Genomic DNA, 24,925 nt, shown 5'->3' with positions numbered 1-24,925 from the left:
AACAACCGAAAAAAACATGAAAAAATTATTATATATACTTAGTGTCTGTGTCTTAATTGGCTTCTCGTCATGTGAAGATGATTACCTGCAGACAAAGTCACCAGACAAATTGACAAGCTATAGCTTTTGGAGAAATGCAGATGATGCTGAAGCAGGTATGGCTGCTGCATATTCGCAATTGGAATGTGCTACAGATTACTGGGGTTTTGCTGAAATTAAGTTTCCAGTAGAAATGTACCCTTCTGATTTGGTAAAAATTGGTGGAGATGCTTACAATTACGAAGATTGGTTAGCCATCTATAATTATAATGTAAATTCTGCCAATACGCAGGTAGCATCATACTGGAATATTCACTACAGAGGTATCAATTTCACCAATCAAGTTATTGAAAAGGTAGGTGAAATGACCGAAGAGCAAATTGAGCCTACTAAAAAGAATGAACTACTTGCTGAAGCACATTTTTTAAGAGGTTATTATCACTTAAAATTGCTTCTGGCTTGGGAAAAAATTATTCTTCGTGATCAATATCCAAAAGGAGTTTCGGACACTCATAAAGCTTTAAGCGAAAGATCTGAGTGCTGGGACTTTATTATAGCTGATTTTGAAAAAGCTACAAAAGATCTTCCAAGTTCATACAATGCACAAAATGTAGGTAGAGCTACCAAATGGGCAGCTTTCGCATACCTTGGAAAAGCAAATCTTTTCCGTGCTGGAGAAGATAGTGCAAATGCAAGCCAATATTATAAAGCTGCTAAATCAGCTTTAGCTGAAGTTGTAGGTTCAAACAATTTCTCTTTGGTAGATAACTTCATTAGCATGTTTGATGGTACCAATCAAAACTCAAACGAAGCAGTTTTCGAGTTGCAGTTGTCTAATAATACTGATAATGGAGCTTGGTTCAAGTTTCCTCATCACCGTTGGATCAAACCTAAAGGATTGTTTGGTTGGGACGAAATTGCTGGTAGCAACTTTTTATTAGAAGAATTTAAGAAAGAAGGAAAAGTGGCAACTGGTGGACGATACGATCATCGTTCATATGGCACATTGTTCTTTGATGATGAATACTTTAACGACCCAAGTAATCCAAGAGTTTATGGATATACCTTCAAAGAGTGGTGGGACGCAAGTAGCACTGCATATGACTATACTGGCTTCAGAAAATACTTGCCATCAACTAAAAGTGATCTGGATGCTTACAGTCACGGTAACAATATGCCATTAATGAGATATGCTGATGTTTTGTTAATGTATGCCGAAACTTTAAACGAACTAGATGAAACATCAACAGCGATACCTCATATTAATAATGTGAGAGCAATGCACGGTGGACTTCCTGCAATGACTGGAAGTGACAAGGCTTCTGTTAAGGCACAAATTGAACACGAAAGAATTTGTGAGTTTGCTATGGAAGGGTCTCGATTCCACGACTTGCGTCGATGGGGAAAACTAAATGAAACAATGGCGGCACATGGAAGAACTGGAGTAACTGATGCTTCACATTTCTTCCCAATTCCTGAATCAGAAGTTAACTCGAACAACAATATAGAGTAAATTAGGTTAGTTATTGATTAGTTATTTAATCAGAAATGCCCTCAATAATTGGAGGGCATTTCATTTGATTAGCCAATCTAACATTACGATAAAATTTAAGTAAATTCACACCGAAGAACAAAAAGATTATTTATCATGATTACAGTTTTAGTATTAATGACCTTAGGTATCGGCTTGGGTTTTTTCGTAGGGAAGTTTCCAAAAGTGATTAAAGGAGTCGACAAAATGACTACATGGTCAATATATTTACTTCTGTTCCTTTTAGGTATAGGGGTAGGTTTAAATGAGAAAATCATTAACAACTTGCACACGATTGGATTACAAGCACTAATTCTAACTATTGGTGCCATTGTGGGTAGCTTGATTTTCGCATACATCACCTACAAGTTATTTTTTAAAAGTAAATAAGCCAACAACAGAATAATTTTTGCCATGAAAAACAGCCTTATCATACTTGGATTTTTTGCCTTGGGATTAATCTTGGGATTAACAAGATTTCTTCCAGAAGTAATTATGGAATCAGATTTTTCACTATATGCTCTTTACTTACTGATGTTTTTAGTTGGTATTGGAATTGGTGCTGACCGATCATCCTGGAAAGTAATTAAAGAAACCAATATTAAAATCATACTTGTCCCATTATGTGTAATCATAGGATCACTAGTTGGGGTTGGAGCAATTTCAATATTTACTCCAGAAATTCAATTAAAAGAAGCCTTAGCAGTTGGTGCAGGTTTTGGATATTATAGTTTATCTTCTATTTTTATTACTCAAATCAGCGGTGAAACTCTAGGTGTAATTGCACTAATATCAAACATCTTAAGAGAAATCATCACACTTCTGGCTGTACCAATTTTTGTAAAATATTTTGGCAAACTAGCTGGCATTGCTTCGGGAGGTGCAACAGCAATGGATACAACCCTTCCAGTTATTTCAAAATATACAGGTAAAGAATGGGCCATTATTGCAATTTTTAGTGGAATAGTATTGACCATTCTTGTTCCATTTCTTGTTCCATTTATACTTGAAGTCCTTTAATAATAAAATCGAGTTCAACCCATATTCAATAAATATCAATTTTGTTCCTTCTCAATTCATGCTTCTACATATAAAATAATATCTGAAAAACTACAATCCAAAAAATCTAGAATTATAACTGATTAATAATTGTTTAAATCAGTTATAGTTTTTACAATTTTAAAATAATTATTTGCTTTTTTTTTCTAAATTTACCCAAGACAAATTCAATTGTATGTTTTTATTTAATGATTATATAACGCACTACAATGATTCGTACAAAGGATTGTACGAATGCTGGATTTGTTAATCTCTCCATCTACAAAGACATTTCAGATATTTTTATTTATCACCAACTTATGCTTTCTATTGGAATCATTGTATCCTTTAGAATTTAATACAGCACCATAAACCCAAGCTTATGTTTACGAAAGAAACTTATCAAAAACGTAGAGAATTATTAAAATCGACGGTAAAATCAGGAATTCTATTATTCTTAGGGAATGACGAATGTGGTATGAATTATGCCGACAATACTTATCATTATCGCCAGGACAGTACATTCTTGTATTTCTTTGGATCTGATTATGCTGGCTTAAACGCAATAATCGATATCGATGAAAACAGAGAAATCATTTTCGGAGATGAACTAAGCATTGATCACATTGTTTGGATGGGAACCCAACCAACCATCAAAGAAAAAAGTGAAGCTGTAGGAATTTATGAAACAGCTCCTTCTAGTCAGCTACAGGACTATCTAACCAAAGCTAACCCTCAAGGCAGAAAAGTACATTACTTGCCTCCTTATCGACCTGAACATCAAGTTAAGTTGCTTAATTGGTTAAATATTCATCCAAATCAAGCAGGAGAGAATGCATCCGCAGAATTTATTCAAGCAGTTGTAAATCAAAGAAATTATAAATCTGATGAAGAAATCATTCAGATTGAAGAAGCTGTAAACATTACAGCTGACATGCATCTAACTGCCATGAGAATGGCTAAACCAGGAATGAAAGAATCGGAAATTGCTGCTGCTGTGCAAGAGGTTGCCATTAGAGCCGGAGGACAGCTTTCATTTCCTACCATTGCTACGATAAATGGACAGACACTTCACAATCACTATCATGGGAACACAATTAAAAGTGGCGATATGGTTTTAATTGATTGTGGTGCTGAAAATGGCATGCATTACGCTGGAGACATGTCTAGCACTTTTCCTGTAAATAAAACATTTACAGAACGTCAAAGAGAAATTTATCAGATTGCTTTAAATGCACATGATGCTGCCATTACTGAACTAAGACCAGGTGTTCGATTTAAAGATGTACACATGAAAGCTTGTAAAACCATTGCTGAAGGAATGAAACAAATGGGTTTCATGAAGGGTGATATGGATGAAGCTGTTCAGCAAGGTGCACATGCTCTATTTTTCCAATGTGGACTTGGACATATGATGGGTTTGGATGTTCATGATATGGAAAATCTTGGAGAAGTGTATGTAGGTTACAATGGTGAAGCTAAAAGCACACAGTTTGGCTTAAAATCATTGAGACTGGGAAGAGAACTGGAACCTGGATTCGTTTTAACAATTGAACCGGGAATCTATTTTATTCCTGAATTGATTGATAGATGGAAGGCTGAAAAGAAATTCACCGATTTTATCAACTACGATAAAGTAGAACAATATAAAGATTTTGGAGGCCTTAGAAATGAGGAAGATTTCTTAATTACCAATGATGGAGCTCGTCCTTTAGGTAAGCCTATTCCAAAAACCATTGAAGATGTAGAATCTCAAAGATCATAGTTAGTTTTTGTTTCCATCAGGAGGGTGAGAACTTTAAAAACTCCCCTCCTCCATTTTTGAATCCATGCTAATTCTCAACCAAAAACAAATAGAAAGCCTACTCTCAAGAAGTGAGGTTCTGGAAGCAGTAGAAAAGGCTTTTAATGTATTTCATGAAGCAACTTTGATATGCCAGATAGAATGCACGCCCACTATAATGACATCACCCTACTGTTGATGCCATGCTTCACAAGTCAATATTTCGGCACAAAATTGGTTAGTGTAAATCCCAAAAATCAAGCAATTGGAAAACCTTCGATTTATGGAAACATGATTTTGAATGATTCCGAAACAGGTGAACCTTTGGCTCTATTAAACGGGGCAACTTTAACAGCAATAAGAACTGGTGCTGTTGGTGCAACTGGCATGAAGTATATCAGCAAAGAGACCTCTGAAAGTATTGGAATTATTGGAACAGGGATTCAAGGATTTACCCAAGCTTTATTTGCTTGTGTTGTGCGCCCGGTAAGAAGAATCAATGTATTTGATTTGGATGAACAAAAGCTAACAGAGTTCATTAATAAACTTCAAGATAAATTACCTAAGGTTGAAATTCATGCTATGAATTCTTCAGAAGAGTTAGTCAAAGAATCTGATATCATTGTTTGTGCAACAAGCTCGGAGAATCCTGTAATTCCAAATGATCCGAATCTACTAAAAGACAAATGCTTTATTGGGATTGGATCATACAAACCAAACATGAGAGAATTCCCTGATGCTTTGTTTTCACAAATCACAAAGGTATGGGTGGATACACCTTTTGCAGCAAAAGAAAGTGGCGATATCGCAACGCCACTTGAAAATAATCTCTTGCAAGAAAACCAGGTAAGCACCATTAGTAATTTGGTTGCTAACAAGCAATACGATCAAACCGGAACTACCTTTTTTAAATCAGTAGGAATGGCACTGTTTGATGTCGTTGTAGCTGAATATTTGTACAAAAAAGCAATTAAAGAAAACATCGGAACCCAAGCAGACTTATAAAATGACACGAACTCCTTACATACTCCTATTTGTTCTAATTCTTAGCTCCTGCAAATTATTTGCCCAAGGGGAGCTAAAAGATTATCAGGAAGCTGAAAAATGGCTTTGGAACAACATCGAAAGCAAAATCTACAATAGTAATATAAATTCCAATTGGATTGGAAAGGGTGATTCCCTATGGTACAGCACAAAAACCCGAAAAGGAACCGAGTACTTTCTTGTTGATATTAAAAATAAAAAACAACAAGAACTTTTCGATCACAAAAGAATGAGCGAAGTCCTAAGCTCATATACTAGTAAAGAATTAGAAACCTACGATTTAAAATTAAAAAACATCAAATTCAAAAATCAAAAAGAGCTTGATTTTGAATTGGATACCATCTTATTATCAGTTGATTTGGTATCCTACAATGTTTCGAAACGAGATAAACCAAAGAAATACACCAGTCAGGAATTGGTATCACCAGACAAGGAAAAAATAGCATTTATTAAAGATTACAATCTATTTCTTAAATCAGGCGATGAGAAAAAGCAGTTGACCACAGATGGCAATGAAGAATTGAGTTATGGAACCTCAATTTCCTGGTACTTTGTTCGAAATGAGAGCAAGAATCAACCAATGGAATACGAGATTGATGCCTATTGGTCTCCAGATTCAAGATACCTGATATGCACAAAGTACAATCGCAAGCATACGCAAAAGCTTTTCATGTACAAGTCTAAACCAAAAGATGGTTTTAGAGCTGAAGTTTATTCTTATGAAAGACCAATTGCAGGAGACAAAGATCTTACCAGAGTATCATATGTAATTTTTGATACAGAAACAGGTAAAACAATTGATTGCGACCTGCCTGAAAATGCAAATTTTCTGGAGTATGGCTTTCAATGGAAATCGAACACAAAAGCCTATACTTTAAGATACTATCGTGGATATCAAAAAAGAGAATTGATAGAGGTAGATGTGGAAACTGGTAAAAGCAGAACAATTGTTTCAGAAACAGCTGATACCTATGTCGATCCAAACATGAACATCTATAAAGTAAATAAAGATACGGATGATGTAATTTGGTCATCCGAGAAAGATGGTTGGCACCATATTTACCGATATAATTATGCAAGTGGTGAGTTAAAAAACCAAATCACGAAGGGTGAATTTGTTGTAAGGGAAATCTGCAGAGTAGACTATAAAAAGAAGAAAATCTACTTCAGAGCAAATGGAAATGAAAAAGGAGATCCTTACTACACCTACCTCTACTCTATCAATTTTGATGGAAATGGCATGAAATTGTTATCACCTGAAAATGCCTACCATACTTGTAACATAAGCCCTAATGGCAAATACGTATTCGACAATTACTCTCGTGTTGATCTTCCTGATCACTTTGTGATTAGAAGCGCTAAAAATGGCAAAACTATAATGGATGTTGCCAAAACGGACATTGAGGACATTATTAAAATGGGTTGGAAAGCTCCGGAAATGTACACCGTAAAAGGCAGAGACAATGAAACCGATATTTACGGTGTAATTTTTAGACCATTCAAATTAGATGCTTCAAAATCTTATCCGGTTATTGATGGCACCTATTCTGGACCACAAACCATTCGAACACCCAAAACTTTCCGTCGTGGATTGATCAACATGGATGTTCCAATGGCACAAATTGGTTTTGTTGTATTTACAGTTGATGGATTGGGTTCTGCCTTTAGATCGAAAAAATTCCACGATTTTTCCTATAAAAACCTGGGTGATATCGGTGCTCCAGACCATATCAAGGCAATCAAAGATCTTGCTAAAAAATATCCATACATGGATGTAAATAATGTTGGAATTTACGGACACTCAGCAGGAGGTTATGATGCTACACATGCACTACTAAAACATCCTGATTTTTACAAAGTTGGAGTTTCCTCAGCTGGAAATCACGACCACAGAAGTGCTAAAGCTTGGTGGCCTGAATTGTACATGGGATTCCCGGCTGAAAAGCACTATGACGAACAATCAAATTTCTTTTTGGCTGATAAGTTAGAAGGAAAACTGCTGTTGGTGCATGGGAATATGGACAATAATGTGAACCCTGCAGCTTCAATCCGTATGGCTGATGAATTCATTAAAGCTAATAAGGATTTTGAATTAATTCTACTTCCTGGTAAGGATCATGGTACTTGCTACTATGACAAATATTTTATTCGCAAGCGTTGGGATTTCTTTGTAAGACACCTTATTCATAAAGAAACTCCTAAGGAATATAAAATTAACTAACCCAAACTCATAAGTATGAATATTACAGATAACTGGAACTGGCATCCTCCAAAAGACTGGTTAAAGATCAAAACCATTGATCTTCATACCGGAGGTGAACCTTTACGAGTTTATACAAGTGGACTCCCTGAAATTAAAGGAAATACCATACTGGAAAAGAGAAGATATTTTAGAGATAAGTTTGATTACATCAGAACTGGTACCATGTGGGAACCTCGTGGTCATGCTGATATGTATGGAGCGATTATTACTGAACCAACTACTGAAGATGGTGATTTTGGAACTTTCTTTTTGCACAACGAAGGTTACAGCACCATGTGTGGTCACGCTATGATTGCCTTGGTAACATTGGTTTTGGATACAGGCATGATTGTTCGTGAAGAACAAAATCCAACGATTAAAATCGATGCTCCTCCAGGAAGAATTACCTGTAAAGCATTCCGGAAAAATGGAAAAGTTGAAAAAGTAAGTTTTCAGAATGTTCCTTCTTTCATGCCTTTAAAAGATCAAATTGTTGATGTTCCGGAAATTGGGAAAGTGAAATTCGATTTGGGATATGGAGGTGCATTTTATGCCTATGTACAAGCCGAAGACTTAGGACTAAAATTAGACGAAACCGATTATAACCGACTAATTGATTATGGCAGAAAAATCAAATATGCCGTAATGGATCAGTTCGAAATCAAACATCCAATCGAAGAAGATCTAAGTTTCTTGTATGGAACAATTTTCATTGGAGAAGCTCATAATCCTAATCATCATACACGCAATGTATGCATTTTTGCTGAAGGTGAAGTTGATCGATCATCCACAGGATCGGGTGTTAGCGGACGCGCTGCCATACATTATGCAAAAGGTGAACTAAAACAAGATGAAGAAATTATCATCGAAAGTATTTTAGGCACTTGCATGAGTGTAAAAGTGGTTGAAAGCTGCGATTATGAAGGAATTGATGCAATCATTCCTGAAGTAAGTGGTACTGCTTCCATTACCGGACAAAATGAATTCTATTTCGATCCAAATGATCCTTTAAAGGATGGATTTATTTTCAGATAAAAAAACAAAACCTAATCATGAATAAACTAAGCACTAAAATTTTCTCTCTTCTTTTTGTACTAAGCATTGGTCTTGCTGCTTGTACTCAACCTTTAACACTGGAAGAGAAACTAAATCAAATTCCTGATGTAACTGTTCATAAAATTATCGGCGATACAACATATGCCGAATACTATGAATTGTATTTCACTCAACCTTTGGATCATGAAAATCCTGAAGTTGGAACTTTTAAGCAAAGAGTGCTATTGGGGCATCACGCAACTGATAAACCAATGGTTGTTGAGATACAGGGTTATAACATCTGGACGGAAAAAGCTGGTGAATTGAGTAAACTTTTAAACGCCAATCAATTGACAATTGAGCATAGATATTTTAAGAATTCAATGCCTGATAGCCTGGATTGGAAATATTTAAATATCAGACAAGCCGCGGCAGATCAGCACAAAGTAATACAAGCATTAAAGAAAATTTACAAGAACAAATGGATTACTACAGGTATTAGTAAAGGTGGACAAACAACTATTTATCACCGTTTCTTTTATCCAAATGATGTTGATGTAAGTGTTCCTTACGTAGCTCCTCAAAATTTAGCACGAGAAGACAAGAGAATACACAAGCACCTGGCAACAGTTGGAAGTAAGGAGTGCCGCGATAAGATCTATCAGTTCCAATTGGCTTGTTTCAAAAACAAAAAAGAGCTTCTTCCTTTGGCAAAAACTCATGCTGAAGAGAAAGGATATTCCTTTTCTATGGGATTAAAAAAGGCTCTTGATCTTTCCATTTTGGAATACTCTTTTGCTTTCTGGCAATGGGGAGGAACCAAATGTGAAGATATTCCTTCTTCAGACTCCGAATCTTCAGTTTTATTCAAACATTTGGTTCGTGTTTCTGGTATGGATTTCTTCGACGAGATTAGTTTGAAACCAAGCTTGGCTTTCTACCACCAGGCACTTACTGAAATTGGAATGTACAGCTATGAGGTAGAACCATTCAAACCATACATTAGCTATGAAAAGGACTTAACATTCGATCATGTATTTCCTAATGAACCGATCAGAAAATTCAATCCAGAATCGATGATTAAAGTGAACAAATGGTTGCAAACAGATGCTGAGAAAATGCTTTTCATTTATGGTGAATGGGATACATGGTCGGCTACGGCAGTTGATCTAAAAGACAATACAAAGTGTAAAAAGTTTGTAAATCCAGAAGGATCTCATGGAACTCGAATCCGTAATTTCCCGGCTGAAATAAAAACTAAAATTATCAAGACTCTAGAAGAGTGGTTGGAAATGCCAATCGACAATTAACAATGAATAATTAGTAATGAGTAATTAAGACACTCTCCTTTCATCCCCATTGAAGAGGGGAAAGGGGAAGGTAAAAAAACAAAAACTCTGTTCATATGAAAAAACTAATCTTACTAACAATCCTGGCTTGCCTGACTTTACCAAAGAGTCATGCTTGCACCGATATTGTAGCAGGTAAAAAAGCTACAGTTGATGGTTCTGTAATAACATCTCACACCTATGGTGGAAATGATACCAGAATTAGAGTGGTTCATGGTCGTAAGTTTCCTGCAGGATCAAAAGTTCCTGTTTATTATGGATTACAGGAAATAAATGGTGGATTGGAAGAGTATGGAGAAATACTAGGCTATATTCCACAAGTTAGACAAACCTATACTTACTTTCATTCTGCTTACTCTCATATGAATGAGTTTCAGTTGGCTATTGCGGAAAGTACTTTAAGTCAGAAAAAAGAATTACAAGTTGATAGAGAATCTGGCAAACAAATCATGACTGTTGAGCAAGCTCAAATTTTTGCTCTACAAAGATGTAAAACTGCGCGCGAAGCAATCAAACTAATAACTTCACTAATGGAAGAATATGGATTCTTACCATCATGTGGACCTGAATCTGAAGCATTGTGTATCGCTGATCCAAATGAAGTTTGGGTACTCGAAATTGTGGCTGTAGGCAAAAACTGGGAACCAAACTCAGGCAAATCAGGAGCAATTTGGGCTGCACAAAGAGTTCCAGATGATCACATTGCCATTGTTCCTAACTGGAGTATCATTAAAGAGGTCGATTTGAGCAAACCTGAATTGTTCATGGCTTCAAAAAATTACAAGCAAGTTGCTATCGATCATGGTTGGTACAATCCTAAATCGGGAAAACCATTTATTTGGCAAGAGGCATACAGCCCTACCTTACGTGAATGGTCAAGCGGAAGATTTTGGTTGTTCTACTCTAAATATGCTCCAAATTATAAAGAATGGCCTGACAGAAAATTAAGCGATCCTTTTAAAGGACAAGATGCTTACCACCAATATGTAGAAGACATTTCTATGTATCCTTTCTCGGTTAAACCAGAGAAAAAGATTTCTGTTCAGGATATCATGGAATTTCAACGTTCAACATTTGAGGGGACAATTTACGATAAAACATCAGATCCTGATTGGTATGTTCCAAGCAAGGATGGTAAGTTGGTTAAAAGTCCATTAACTACTCCTTTCCCAACTAAAGCCATGCGTGAATTGTTGGATATTACCAATCGAAGAAATGTATCGAAAGGAAATTATGGTATGATTTGTCAGTTGAGATCCTGGTTGCCAGATCCAATTGGTGGAATTTACTGGGTATTTCAGGACAATCAGTACACTTCTCCTTACATTCCAATTTACTGTGGTACACAAGAGATTCATGAATCTTACAAAATTTATGATCCGAATCAGTATGATCCAAGATCAGCACGTTGGGCAATTGATTTTGTAGACAACCTGCTTTATTTAAGATGGCAGGATGCGGTTGAAGATCTGTTTAAAATGAGAGAGCCTTTGCAATCTGATTTTTTCAATCAGATTGAAGAAAACGACAAACAAGCACAGAAACTATACGATAAAAGCCCTAAAAAGGCAAAAGAATTCCTGACTAAAAAGTGTCATGAAAACATGCAGAAAGTGTTGGATGTATACAATCAAATCAGGAATACATTAATTACCAAATACACAAACAACAAACAAGGATCGTAAATGATCCAAAGCGAAAGAAAAGAGAAATCCGGCAGGGTTGTGGAGATTGTTTGCCGGACTCTCTTTTTAACCGGGAAAACGTACACGAACATTTAAACTAAACAATTAGCAATTCTAAATTTGACTTGATTTTTGAATTAATCATGAGAACACTTTTAACGATTATGCTTCTTCTCTTCTACCAGGGCATTTATGCTCAAGAGAACGGCAAACAGAACGACTGGGAAAATCCAGAGATTGTTGGTATCAACAAAGAGCAAGCAAGAGCGTCTTTCTTTGCTTACAGAACTGAAAACAAAGCCATTCAAAATAGCAAAGCCAATTCGAACTATTTTATCAATTTAAATGGCACATGGAAATTTAATTGGGTAAGAAAACCTGCCGATCGTCCGGTAGATTTTTACAAAACCAACTACGACGTATCAAAATGGGATGATATTAAAGTTCCTGCACATTGGGAGCTGGAAGGATATGGAGTACCAATCTACACTGATGTTTCCTATCCTTTTCCAAACAACGAACCATACATTCCTCACGATTACAATCCAGTAGGATCATACAAAAGAAACTTTAGCATTCCGAAAAACTGGAAAGGTCAGGAGGTTTATATTCACTTTGGTGGTGTTCGCTCTGCAGCATATGTATGGGTAAATGGAAAAAAAGTTGGATATACACAAGGAAGTAAAACACCTGCAGAATTTAATCTGACCAAATACGTAAAACCAGGCAAAAACCAATTGGCTGTTGAAATTTACCGCTTTAGCGATGGAAGTTACCTTGAAGATCAGGATTATTGGAAAGTAAGTGGTTTTGAACGTGATGTATACCTATATGCAAGACCTAAAACTCACATCAGAGATTTCTTTGTTCATGCAAATTTGGATGAAACCTATACTGATGGAGAATTTTCTTTGAATGTTAAAGTAAACCAGATTGCAAATAAAGGAGCTGACAGAACTGTATTGGTAAAAGTTTTGGATGGAAAAAAAGAAGTTGTCAATTTGAAATCACGCAGTATGCTAGTTCAAGGTGATAATGATTTTATTTTCTCAAAAACGATTCCAAATGTTCGCAAGTGGACTGCTGAGACACCTAATCTTTATACTCTTCAGATCGAATTAAAATCAGGCAATAAAACCATTGAGGTAATTCGTAGAAAAATTGGTTTCCGCACCAGTGAAATCAAAGATGGATTGCTACAAATTAATGGTGTGCCGATTACAGTTCGCGGTGTAAATCGCCATGAGCATGATATGGATAATGGTAGAGTGATTACTGAAGAATCCATGATTCAGGACATTCTATTGATGAAACAATTCAATATCAACTCTGTTCGTAACTCTCACTATCCAAATCGTGAACGTTGGTACGAGCTATGTGATGAGTACGGATTGTACATGATTGACGAAGCAAATATTGAGGCTCACGGTTGCGAACCATACAACAAAGAAAAAACACTAGCCGATAAGCCACATTGGAAAAAAGCATTCATGGACAGAACCGTTTCAATGGTGGAACGTGATAAGAACCATGCATCCATTATCATTTGGTCCTTAGGAAATGAAACCGGAAGAGGTCGTAACTTCCATGCCACATACAAATGGATTAAAGAGAGAGATAAAAGCCGTCCTGTTCAATCGGAAGATTCAGGTAGAGAGTTTAATACTGACATCTTTTGCCCAATGTACGATCGCATGTGGGAAATGATTAAATATGTGGAGTATGTACAGAAACGACCTTTAATTCAATGTGAGTATGCCCATGCCATGGGAAATAGCGTTGGGAACCTGAAAGATTACTGGGATTTAATTTACAAGCACCGCCAATTACAAGGTGGATTCATTTGGGATTGGGTTGATCAAACCTTTAGAAAAACTAATGAAAAAGGTGATACCATTTTTGGCTATGGTGGCGATATGGGAGTATACAAAGTTCAAAACGACTCTAACTTTTGTGCCAATGGATTGGTAAGTGCCGACAGAAAACTTCATCCTCACATTTGGGAAGTGAAGAAGATATACCAACCCATTGCAATAAAAAAAGTAGATCATTCTGCAAACCAGTTTGAACTGATCAACAGATATGATTTTATCGATCTGGATGATGTAGAAATCACCTGGACTTTGAAAGAAGATGCTACAGAAATTGCAAATGGAACGGTTGATTCTAAAGGCTTGTCTGCTCATCAAAGCAGAAAGTTCAGTATCGAAATGCCTGATATCAAAGCCAAGCCAGGCAAGGAATATTTCTTGCTGTTCGAAGCGCATAACACGCTTGAACAACCAATGATTCCTAAAGGACACCGAATTGCATGGGAACAATTCCAGTTGCCAATTCATAAGAAGGTGAAAGCCATTGCAGCAAAACAATTGCCTGCACTTAGTCTGTATGAAGATCAGAATGAAATTAAGATCGATGCAAAAGAATTTAAACTTCGTATTTCTAAATCAAATGGAAGTTTAAACTCTTATAAAATAGATGGAACAGAATTAATTGAAAATGATTTGAAACCTTTCTTCTGGCGTGCGGTTACCGATAATGACTTAGGGAATGGTACCCCAGCCAGATGCAAGGTTTGGAAGACAGCTGGTGAAAAACGAGAGTTGCTTTCCATTGAAACCAATCAAATTTCGCCACAACAAATCGAGGTAATGGTAAAATATAATTTACCAACAGCTTCTAGCAGCTACAAAACGAAGTACCTGGTATCAGGTAATGGCGATATCGAAATCGAAAACACTTTCGTTCCTCAATCAAATGAGCTTCCTATGTTGCCACGTTTGGGAATGCAAATGCAATTGCCAAAAGAGTTTTCGAACATCGAATGGTTTGGACGCGGACCACAGGAAAGCATGTGGGACAGACAGTCAGGTGCGATGGTTGATCACTACAAAGGAACGGTTTGGGAGCAATATCACCCATATGTTCGTCCGCAGGAAACAGGTAACAAAACCAATCTTCGCTGGATAGCACTTACCAACAAAGATGGTAAAGGTTTGATGGCTATTGGAGCTCCATTACTATCGGGTTCCGCTCTAGGATTCGATTACAAAGAGTTGTATCATGGTGGAAAGGATAAACCAAACAAACATGGTAATGCAATTAAACAAGGAGATGTAATAAGTTTCCAGATTGACTACAAGCAAATGGGTGTTGGTGGCGATAACTCTTGGGGCGCTCCTGTTCATGCAGAATATTGTATTCCTTCTCAACCATATCAGTACAGCTTTATCCTTCGTCCGATTAATGGGGAAAAGGATTTAAATGAATTGAGTAAGATTAGAGTAAGATAAATAACACTCCCCTTAATCCCCTCTCAAGAGGGGAATTGGAACTACAAATCTTGGTAGTCACAAGTCCCCCTTTGAAGGGGGATTAAGGGGGATGTAAAACACAAGCTAAAAATTAAATCCCCAAAAGGGGGTAAACAAAAATTACTATGAAATTCATACACATTAGTTTAATTGCAGCAATACTTTCGTTCTCTTCCTGCACTCAAAAAAAGCAAGAGAAGAATGGTGATGCCGCAATAGATCTTCAAGAAAAATATACCAACATACTCAACATACAAGGTGTACCTGCAAAACAATACGATTTAAAACCATTCGGATTCTCCGATATGGGTGCATGGCATGGCTACGCTTTGCCTCATCAGGATAGTACTACCTACTATGGTGGTTTTGCAGGACCATTAAGCATGAAAATGTGGGGACAATGGTTGGGTAAGAATCTATGTCAATTGGTATTGACTGATGCCAATACGAATCAGGAAATTGATTTGAGCAAAGCAAAGGCCGAAATGATTTACAAACCTGGTAAGTTGCAGCAAAAATTGCAATTGCAGGATATTACAATTGACATTCAGCTTGTATTTGCCAGCAACAGAACTTCTCTTATTCAAACATCCATAAGCAATAATTCCAATAAGGATATGCAGCTTAAAGTGGGTTGGAAAGGAGAATTATTCGAGAAGGAATTGCAATTGGTAAAAAGCACCAACGGTGTTCAGGTAAATTACAATAAGAGTGATGAAATCTTCCTAATGCAAACTCACCTGCCAAATGAAGTTAGCATTGCCAAAAACAATCTTTCATACCAAATGAATCTTACAAATAATCAATTGGTGAAAGCTGGTCTGCAAACTAAAATTAGCATGCTTCACTCCCATTACTTTAATGAGAAGGAAGCCATGGCAGAAGGAAAATTCCTTAGCTTATGGCTTAAAAATCCACAAGATGTTTTCTCACAAAACAAATCGCGTTGGAACGGATATTTAAGCAAAGCATTGGATAGTAAGAATCCATTACTTGATAAAGATGAAAACAAGCGACTTGCAGTTAAATGTGTACAAACCTTACTGACCAACTGGCGTTCTCCTGCTGGCGATTTGCAACATGATGGTGTATTTCCATCAGCTGCATACCAAGGATTTTATGGTTTCTGGTCGTGGGATAGCTGGAAACAGGCGGTAGCATTGGTTCGTTTCAATCCAGAATTGGCCAAGAGCAATATCCTATCCATGTTCCAGTATCAGGATGAGATGGGAATGGTTGCCGATTGTGTTTATTTCGATCCTAAGGATAACAATTGGCGCGATACCAAAGCACCACTAGCGGCTTGGGCTGTATTGGAAATCTACAAGCGTACCAATGATCTGGATTTTGTGCGTGAAATGTATCCTAAATTGGTGAAGTATCATGAGTGGTGGTACCAATATCGCGATCACGACCAGAATGGTTTGTGTGAATATGGTTCGACCGATGGAACATTGATTGCTGCAAAATGGGAAAGCGGAATGGACAATGCCGTTCGTTTCGATGATGCAAAAATGCTAAAAAATAACGATAATGGATGGTCGATGGATCAGGAATCAGTGGATTTGAATGCCTACTTGTTTGCAGAAAAAGAACAGTTGGCTGAACTGGCTGATCTTTTAGGAAAAACCGAAGATACCAAAGCATTTACCAAGGCTGCTAAAGCACTAAAAGAAAGAATCGTAAAAGACTTCTACGATGCCAAAGAGGGATTCTTTTACGACAGAGCAATTAAATCAGGAAAACTGCTAACCGTACAACAAGGACCTGAAGGATGGATTCCTTTGTATACGAATATCGCAAACCAGGAGCAGGCAAAGGGTGTTAAAAACTTACTAACAGATAGTACAAAATTCGCAACTAAAGTGCCCTTTCCTACCCTGGTTGCAGATCATCACAAATTCAATCCTTTGAAGGGATACTGGCGAGGTCCGGTGTGGTTAGATCAGGCCTATTTTGGAGTACAAGCTTTGAAAAACTATGGCTACCAACAAGAAGCAGATGCATTGACTCAAAAATTGATTAAGAATGCAGAGGGCTTATTGCAGGATGCTCCAATCCGTGAAAACTACCATCCAATTACCGGTAAAGGATTAAATGCCAATCACTTTTCATGGTCGGCAGCACATTATTTACTATTGCTAACAGACGAAATTTAAAATTCAACAACAACAAACACTGCTCATTTTTTGAGCACATCTAGTTTTTCATTAGTTAATAGTTGAACACCTTGACTTCCTATGGGAGGTTGAGGTGTTTTTGTATGTCATACTTTCATTTGACTAACATTTTTTATTGTTTGTTGACTCATATTTACTCAGAAAAACATGAACCTATAAGTTTACAATACAAAATAAACTTTCCCTTTTTCATCGAATTGAGTCCTAACAACACATAACCCTAACAATCAACACACTTAAATTGCCAGCACTTATATAAAACCTCAGATCAAATTTATCCCCATAATTTATTCCAATTATTTTTGATATTTAACATACTTCAATTAAATTTATTATCAGAATAAATTTTTAAACTATTTTATTATTTCTAACCAAATCAAAAAAACAAAATCATGACCGAAACAACAACCCCTAAAACCATTGAAGAAAAAGTAGCTGAATTATTAGAGGATCAAATCACTCACCCTCCTATGCCAGTAGACTCTTATGTTATTGAAGTTGAAAATCTATTCAATTATGCCTCGCAGGATAAAGATAAGTTGGTGGCAAATGGTTTAGATGCAAGCTTAATTGATGAACTTCCGCCTGCCATTGCCTTTTTGCAAGATAAGCAGTCGGAATGGATGCAAGTTTTTAATGGAAAAAGTATCACTCTGGAAGAATGGGCTATTGCCTCGCAAGATGGTTACAATCTACAACGAGAATTGCAACATGTGTTCAAATTTGCCTATCGCAAAGATGCAAAAATCCTCACTCAAGTTAATCGAATTGCCGATGGCAGCGGACATGCTGATATGGTGCAAGACTTGAGCGATTATGCGGTAATAGGAAAAGCCAATCCTGAACCTCTAAATCTTGTAAAATTCGACTTGACCAAACTGGATAAGGCCGATGAATACTCACATAGTCTTAGAACACTATTGGGAAAAGTTAATGGTATTCGAAAAAATAGTGATAAGGAGGAAAAAGAGATGAGAGATAGAGCCTATACCTATTTGAAGAATATTGTGGACGAAATTCGTGATTTTGGAAAGTATACTTTCTGGGAAGATGAAGCCAAAATGAAATTATATACCAGCGAATACCACAGAAAAAAACGTGAAAAACAAGAAACAACTCCTGAAGTATAAATCGCTAAAACCCGCGTGGAGAACGGATTTTTATCTGGAGAACGGGCCTGTACGCTGGAGAATTGGGTGAAATAGCTGGAGAACTGCTTCATTGAGTTGGAGAACACCTCAATCTGCTGGAGAATTCACTCAATTAGCTGGTGAATGGCTTAAGAAGGCGGTGAAAGGCCTAATACAAACGGAGAATTCTATAATTACTACATACAACTAAATAAAACCGATATGAACATCCCAATCGAGAGGTTGGGATGTTCTGATTATAAATCCAAACAGCATAAAATGGGAACAGAAGACAGAATACAAGAAATGTATGATTTAGAAAGTGTATTCAAAAAATTAATTGAAGATAGTACTAAGATTAATATTAATAGTATAGGCTTTGGTGGTAGTTCTATTCCTGGAACACCGATTCGTTTTACTGCGAGATTTCCAGAACACAATAAAGATCTTAAAAATACGCCCTATTTTTTGGAAGGTAAAAAGAAACTACTGCACTTTACATCGCTTGAAGTCTTCTTTTCGATAATTAATGAAGGAGCGATACGTTTATATAATCTTCATAATAGTAATGATCCAACGGAATATGAATATGCTTCTGAGTGTTTAAAGCCAATTTATCAGCTCCAACATGGAAGAGAAGTATACGATCCTTTTATTTCTCAAGTAAAACAGAATTCATTTATTCTTTCAACCACTGATATATCTGAACTTCACACCCCATTCTTTTGGGAAAAATATGCCAAGCAAGGAAAAGGTATTGCAATAGAGCTTGAAATTGTAAATAATCCAGAGGATTGGCGTTTATTCTACTTTTCCAAGGTGCGATATGGAAAATTAGATAAAGTCGAAGAACTTGCCAAAAACTGGCATAGTCATCAACTTGAAAATCCCTTACACAATTATCAAATAGAACTCAATCAATTGCTAAGTTTGCACAAAAACCCTTCATGGAATAAAGAAGAAGAAGAAATAAGAATATACACTCAAATTCCACAAGTTGAGCATACTCTTTGGGATAAACATATTTTTAAAGATTTTCGAGAAGGTAAAGCTGAGAAAAACATCTCATACTTTAAATTACCTCTTTGTGACAAGTATGATCAGTATTTAGATCCTCAAGTGCAAAATTCAGAGTTTATTCCGTACAATTATTTTCCTAAAATTAGAATCTCTAATATTTACTTCGGACCTAACTTTTCATTAAATGGGAAATCACTCTTTGATTTATCTGAAGAAATTAAATTTTATGCTGCCAAAAAAAATAATATATGGTTGAAAAATATCCCATTTAATAGAACAATACTCAAAGAGTGAACTACCTATATGTCACTTCGTAACAAAACCATAAATAATCACCCATAAAATGGGTGGCTTACCTCAAGAGTAATAATTTTCCCCTAAGGGGGTAAACACATACAAACAAAAAGGAGCACCAAACGATGCTCCTTTTCACTTCTATCCGATCAACTGTTTATTCCTCTTCTTTGTTTTCTTGTTCAGAAACATCTTCGAAGTCTACAGTCTCATTATTTTCTTCTACTTTTTTGCCAAGATAAGTTGGTAGCTCCATTCCAGCCATTTTAAACAGTTCTTCCATTGGAGGAATCGATCCCATCATGCCTTGCATAAAGTTAGCAGTAGATGTTTTACCATCCTTGCCGTTGCCATTTTCCCAAACAGTAACCTTATCAATCTTGATGTTCTTGATGGCTTCAACCTGTGTAGCAACCAATTCTGGTAACTTATCTGCAATCATTAACATTACAGCATCCTTAGCGTCGCTACCAGCAGCATTTACAATCTTATCGAAACCTTCAGCTTGCTTACTCAAGATCTCATAGATACCTTTTGCTTCCGCTTCCATCTTCATGTAAATTGCATCAGCTTCCCCTTTCGCATGACGACGGGTTTGCTCAGCGATTGCTTCCGCTGCAATCTCAATCTTTTCCTTATCAATTTGTGCAGGTACAACGATATCTGCAGTCTGCGATGCTTTATCACGAATTGCACGAGCAGCTTCTGCTTTCTGCTCTGCCGAATATGCTTCCTCTAATGCACGTGCCGTAGCAACTTTCTCTGCTGCTGTAGCCAAACGTTCAGCCTCGGCCTCTTTTTCACGTCTTCCGGCATCCGAATTGGCAATGGTAATCTTCGCTGTATTCTCCCCTTCAACAGCTGTTGCATCCGCCGCAGCTACCTGAACACGTTGTTCCTGTAATGCATTCGCCTCACCAATAGAACCATCTCTATTTTTCTCAGCTACACTCTTTTTCGCATCATTTATCGCTTTTGCAGCTGCTTCCTTACCAAGAGCTTCGATATAACCCGATTCATCGTTAATATCCGTAACGTTCACGTTGATCAGTTTCAAACCAATCTTCTTCAATTCCGCTTCTACGTTTGATGATACAGCAGCAAGGAACTTATCACGGTTGCTGTTGATCTCCTCGATATCCATGGTAGCCACTACCAAACGCAATTGTCCAAAGATGATATCCTTTGCCAAATTGCTGATATCTACTTGCGATAATCCTAGAAGACGCTCTGCGGCATTAGTCATTACACCAGATTCGGTCGAAATCCCAACAGTAAATCGCGAAGGAACATCAACACGAATGTTCTGCTTACTTAAGGCATTGGTCAGGTTAATTTCAATTGAAATTGGTGTTAGATCAAGAAATGCATAATCTTGAATAATTGGCCATACAAATGCGGCACCACCATGAATACACTTGGCTGAACGCGACTCGGCACCACCACCTTTACCTACCTTACCATACACAACCAAAACTCGGTCGGATGGACAACGCTTGTACCTTTTAAAGAAGGATACAATTAGGACGAAAACGAATATTACTGCAGCAGTAATCAAAAGAACAATATATTCTCCCATAATGTTTTGTTAATTAATTGGATTTAATGATTATTAATAGATTAACCTATTGGATATACAACAAGAATTTGATCGTTTAGGATCTCGACAACTTCCACGACAGCACCGGTTTTAATATCTTTTTCTGCATCGGTAATGGCATCTAAAGTTTGTAGGCCTTGCACCTGAATCTGCACTTTTCCCACACCTTTTCGGCTGGCAGGAATGGTAAGGTATACACTACCAGCTTTACCAATTGCATTGTTCAGATTTAAGGTTCCCTCTTCTGTCAGTTTCCCCATAAAATACATGATAGAAGCCATAATAACCATCATGATTAAACCTGCAATGGTTGCAATAAATGTTGCCAATCCAGCACCAAATCCCATGTGCAAACAAATAATTCCAGTCCAACCAAAAATGGTAAAAAAGGCGATCAGGTTCTTTAAAGTAAGAAATTGGAAATCGATCCCCGTATCTCCAGAAACATCTGCATCACCATCAGCAGCAACATCGTCCACATCTCCTCCAAGAAAAGTTATCACCATTTGAATGAGAAACAGAACTGAAAATGGTATAGAAATTCCCCAGAATATCTTTTCAACGATATCCATGGCACTCCACCAGTCAGAAATTTGTAGTATCATAATAATTGATTTTGATTTGATCTAAAGTAGTAAGAATTCTTGACCTAACAGTGATTATGCTTAGCTGTTTTTTTCTTTTTAGTTGTATTCTAAATTTTACATGATTTTGATGGATTTTTCACAGATAAAAAAGGAACACCAAACTTGATGCTCCTTCTACTATTTTTTAATGAATCTTATTTAATTTTCTTTTGGAGACATTACAACTTCTACTTTTCCTGTTTTAGCAAAGTACTTTTTCGCAAATTTCTCCACCTTTTCTTTGGTAATTGCGTTAATCATATTTTCATAATCTTCAATTGAATCCACGCTTTCACCATAAGTATAATAACGATTGATTGCATTAATCCAATAACCATTCTTACGAAGATTTTCTTGGTATTCTTTAATGAAGTTTTTCTTCGTCTCAATCAAATCATCCTCTTTTACCCCATTTGTAAATAATCCTTGAATTTCGTCATAAACAATCCCTTTTAACTTATCAGATTTAGCTGGGTCAGTATCAAAACGAATAATTAAATTATATTCTTCACGAGGGAACTTATCTACATAGGCTCTAACTCCAACTCCATATGATCCACCCTCTTTTTCACGAATCACATCAAGATATCTCTTATTCAATAAACTAGATACAAAATTCATCATGAGTTTATTCTCTCTTGAATATTTGATATTACCATGCAAGTCGATATGAATAGTTGTTTTTGGAGTTTCCATTTCTCTTTTGAAATGGTTGTAAGTATCTTTTTTAGGATAGTCTACTCCATTGTCTTTCCAAGTTTCCTCTCGATCGATGTCCTTGATACTTCCCAAATATGTTTCGATCAATGGCTTCGCTTTTTCAATATCGATATTACCAACAAATACAAAAGTAAAATCACTTGCATCCACAAATCTCTCTTGATACACTTGTTTCATTGTTTCAAGATTCAAACTGGCAATCATATCTGTATTGAATAAGATTGTTCTAGGATTGTGATCAGTTGTAGTAAGCGAAACAGAATCTCTGAAAGCCTTGTTAACATCAGCACCCATATTGGATACATAAGCCATATATCTACCCTTTAATGCGGTAAAAGCTTCTTCATCGAAACGTGGAGCAACAAAATACATGTGTACCAATTGCAACATGGTTTCAAAATCCTTAACTGACGAGTTTCCGCTAAATCCTTCAGATAATTCACTGATATATGGAGAAACTTGAACTGATTTTCCTGTCAATAATTTTTGCAAACTAGTCTGATCAAACTTACCTAAACCGAAATTAGCAATAAATCCACCTGCCATTTCAGCTGAAGCTAGATCTTCCACTCCATATAATGAATTTCCTCCTTTGCTGAATGCTTGTAAACGAATTTCATTTTCTTTAAAATCAGTCTTCTTTACTACTACTTTTGCTCCATTAGCTAAAGTCCACTCTGTAGCATCAAAACCATTAAGTTCTGCTTCTTTTTTAACCTTTCCTGCTTTTGGCATTTCTGCAATTAAAGGCTCGGTTATTACCTTATCTACATAAGGTTTTAAATCTGATTTTCTAACCTTCTCTAATAAAGCTAATAATTGCTGTTCTGTTGGTAATTCAACATTTTCTTTTTCAGGAGCTGTAAATGTGATGATTACATTTTCTTTTGTCATCCATTTCTTCGAAAATGCATTAACCTCTTCCGCTGAAATGCCTGGCAATAGTTTTTTAATTGCTTCGAATTCAAATTCTATTCCTGGAACAGGTTCATTTACCAAAAAGTGTCTCTGGTAACCTCTTACCAATCTATCGTTATGTTGCTTATTACGATCTTTAAATTGCTTTTCAATACTGCTCAACATTTCTGTTTTTGCTCTTTCTAATTCCGTAGCAACAACACCATATCTGTTTGCTCTTTCAATTTCCTTTAAGAACGTTTCTGCACCTCCAAGTAAATTATCTTCCTTCAAAGTAACACTGTTGTGGTAAACATCCATTTTACGTGCTTTATTATAATATGCAGCCCATGCATTAATAAAAGGAGCATTACCTTTCTGAAGCAATTCATTTAAACGATTTCCCAAAATACTTGAATGTAAATTCTCTATAAGAGAATTACGATAGTATTTCATGTTCTTTTCTTCAAAAGGGGTTGCTTTATGCTTGTAAAACACCTCAAAAGAATAATTGCTTACCTCTGGATCGGTAATAATACCAACAATTGGCTCTTTATTATCTGGAACATCATAATAAATTCGTTCTTTAGGATTTTTAACAGCTGGAATGTGAGCAAACATTTCTTTGATCTTGTTTTCAAACTTTTCAGCATCAATATCCCCCACAATTACAATAGCCTGTAGGTCGGTACGGTACCAATCATGATAAAAATCGCGAATAACCTGATGATCAAAGTTGTCAATTACATCCAAGTCTCCAATTACATCACGCTCAGCATACTTAGATCCTTTGTAGATTACTTTATTCTTTTCCAAGTAAGCTCTCATACCACCTGATCTTCTGGTTCTCCACTCTTCGTGAATAACACCACGCTCGCTATCTATTTCTTTACCTTCAAGACTTAGGTAATTCGACCAATCATGTAAAACCAATAATGCTGAATCCAAAAGATTTTCATTTGAGGTAGGAATATTACTCAAATTGTAAACCGTTTCATCCACATTAGTATAAGCATTAATATTACGTCCAAATGCAACTCCATATTTCTCCAGATAATTTAGCACTCCTTTTCCAGGGAAATGTTCAGTTCCATTAAAAGCCATATGCTCTAAGAAGTGGGCCAATCCATTCTGATTGTCATTTTCAAGAACAGCTCCAACATTCTGAACAATATAGAAGCTAGCACGATCTTTAGGCTCCTCATTGTGTCGCACATAATAAGTTAATCCATTTTTTAACTTTCCAGTTCTTACATTAGGATCCATCGGAAGTTTGGAATCCATTTGATTTTGAGCCGTTAGCATTCCTGCCCCAGCAAATAATAAAGTCCCACAAAGGCTAACTTTACCAATAAAATTTTTAATCATTTGATATCTGTTTTGGTGATTTGATTTTAA

16 protein-coding genes are annotated in these 24,925 nt (G+C 36.5%); 13 read left to right on the top strand and 3 right to left on the bottom strand.

Annotated elements, in window-relative coordinates; translation table 11 throughout:
* Window positions 1-16 precede the first annotated feature (16 nt).
* From JCM15579_RS08315 to JCM15579_RS08255, 13 genes are all read left to right on the top strand, one after another.
* The gene (locus JCM15579_RS08315; protein ID WP_054718490.1) at window positions 17-1,552 is read left to right on the top strand and encodes a RagB/SusD family nutrient uptake outer membrane protein; all 1,536 of its coding nucleotides are present in this window, start codon (window positions 17-19) and stop codon (window positions 1,550-1,552) included.
* Between the two features lie 135 nt (window positions 1,553-1,687).
* Window positions 1,688-1,960: a LysO family transporter gene (locus JCM15579_RS08310; protein ID WP_054718488.1), complete on the top strand. Its 273-nt coding sequence runs from the start codon at window positions 1,688-1,690 to the stop codon at window positions 1,958-1,960.
* Between the two features lie 24 nt (window positions 1,961-1,984).
* A complete protein-coding gene (locus JCM15579_RS08305) occupies window positions 1,985-2,590 on the top strand; it encodes a LysO family transporter (protein ID WP_054718485.1) in 606 nt (201 codons plus the stop codon).
* A 400-nt stretch (window positions 2,591-2,990) separates the two neighbouring features.
* Window positions 2,991-4,373, top strand: a complete 1,383-nt coding sequence (locus JCM15579_RS08300) for an aminopeptidase P family protein (RefSeq protein ID WP_054718482.1) — start codon at window positions 2,991-2,993, stop codon at window positions 4,371-4,373.
* 168 nt (window positions 4,374-4,541) lie between these two features.
* A complete protein-coding gene (locus JCM15579_RS08295; RefSeq protein WP_083464600.1) occupies window positions 4,542-5,396 on the top strand; it encodes an ornithine cyclodeaminase family protein in 855 nt (284 codons plus the stop codon).
* Window position 5,397: 1 nt separating this feature from the next.
* Window positions 5,398-7,656: a S9 family peptidase gene (locus JCM15579_RS08290; protein WP_054718476.1), complete on the top strand. Its 2,259-nt coding sequence runs from the start codon at window positions 5,398-5,400 to the stop codon at window positions 7,654-7,656.
* 15 nt (window positions 7,657-7,671) lie between these two features.
* Entirely contained in the window at window positions 7,672-8,712 is a 1,041-nt protein-coding gene (locus JCM15579_RS08285) for a proline racemase family protein (protein WP_054718473.1), read from the top strand.
* 17 nt (window positions 8,713-8,729) lie between these two features.
* Window positions 8,730-10,022, top strand: a complete 1,293-nt coding sequence (locus JCM15579_RS08280; RefSeq protein ID WP_054718471.1) for a S28 family serine protease — start codon at window positions 8,730-8,732, stop codon at window positions 10,020-10,022.
* 95 nt (window positions 10,023-10,117) lie between these two features.
* A complete protein-coding gene (locus JCM15579_RS08275) occupies window positions 10,118-11,746 on the top strand; it encodes a dipeptidase (RefSeq protein ID WP_054718468.1) in 1,629 nt (542 codons plus the stop codon).
* Between the two features lie 143 nt (window positions 11,747-11,889).
* On the top strand, window positions 11,890-15,039 hold the full coding sequence (gene lacZ / locus JCM15579_RS08270; RefSeq protein ID WP_054718465.1) for a beta-galactosidase, LacZ type: 3,150 nt from the start codon (window positions 11,890-11,892) through the stop codon (window positions 15,037-15,039).
* 146 nt (window positions 15,040-15,185) lie between these two features.
* The gene (locus JCM15579_RS08265; RefSeq protein WP_083464599.1) at window positions 15,186-17,219 is read left to right on the top strand and encodes an MGH1-like glycoside hydrolase domain-containing protein; all 2,034 of its coding nucleotides are present in this window, start codon (window positions 15,186-15,188) and stop codon (window positions 17,217-17,219) included.
* A 413-nt stretch (window positions 17,220-17,632) separates the two neighbouring features.
* A complete protein-coding gene (locus JCM15579_RS08260; RefSeq protein ID WP_054718462.1) occupies window positions 17,633-18,370 on the top strand; it encodes a hypothetical protein in 738 nt (245 codons plus the stop codon).
* Window positions 18,371-18,649: 279 nt separating this feature from the next.
* Window positions 18,650-19,684 carry a DUF2971 domain-containing protein gene (locus tag JCM15579_RS08255; RefSeq protein WP_157471398.1) on the top strand — a complete coding sequence of 345 codons (1,035 nt, stop codon included), beginning with the start codon at window positions 18,650-18,652 and terminating at the stop codon, window positions 19,682-19,684.
* A gap of 157 nt (window positions 19,685-19,841) precedes the next feature.
* Here the strand turns inward: JCM15579_RS08255 and JCM15579_RS08250 are convergent, their stop codons facing one another.
* The 3 genes from JCM15579_RS08250 to JCM15579_RS08240 form a co-directional block, all read right to left on the bottom strand.
* On the bottom strand, window positions 19,842-21,263 hold the full coding sequence (locus JCM15579_RS08250; protein ID WP_054718456.1) for a flotillin family protein: 1,422 nt from the start codon (window positions 21,261-21,263) through the stop codon (window positions 19,842-19,844).
* A gap of 41 nt (window positions 21,264-21,304) precedes the next feature.
* The gene (locus tag JCM15579_RS08245) at window positions 21,305-21,889 is read right to left on the bottom strand and encodes a hypothetical protein (protein WP_054718453.1); all 585 of its coding nucleotides are present in this window, start codon (window positions 21,887-21,889) and stop codon (window positions 21,305-21,307) included.
* 180 nt (window positions 21,890-22,069) lie between these two features.
* Entirely contained in the window at window positions 22,070-24,895 is a 2,826-nt protein-coding gene (locus JCM15579_RS08240; protein ID WP_054718450.1) for a M16 family metallopeptidase, read from the bottom strand.
* Window positions 24,896-24,925: the final 30 nt, after the last annotated feature.

The organism is Marinifilum fragile JCM 15579, from assembly GCF_001310955.1.
Lineage (GTDB): Bacteria > Bacteroidota > Bacteroidia > Bacteroidales > Marinifilaceae > Marinifilum > Marinifilum fragile.
This window is presented reverse-complemented; position numbering and strand designations above follow the sequence as displayed.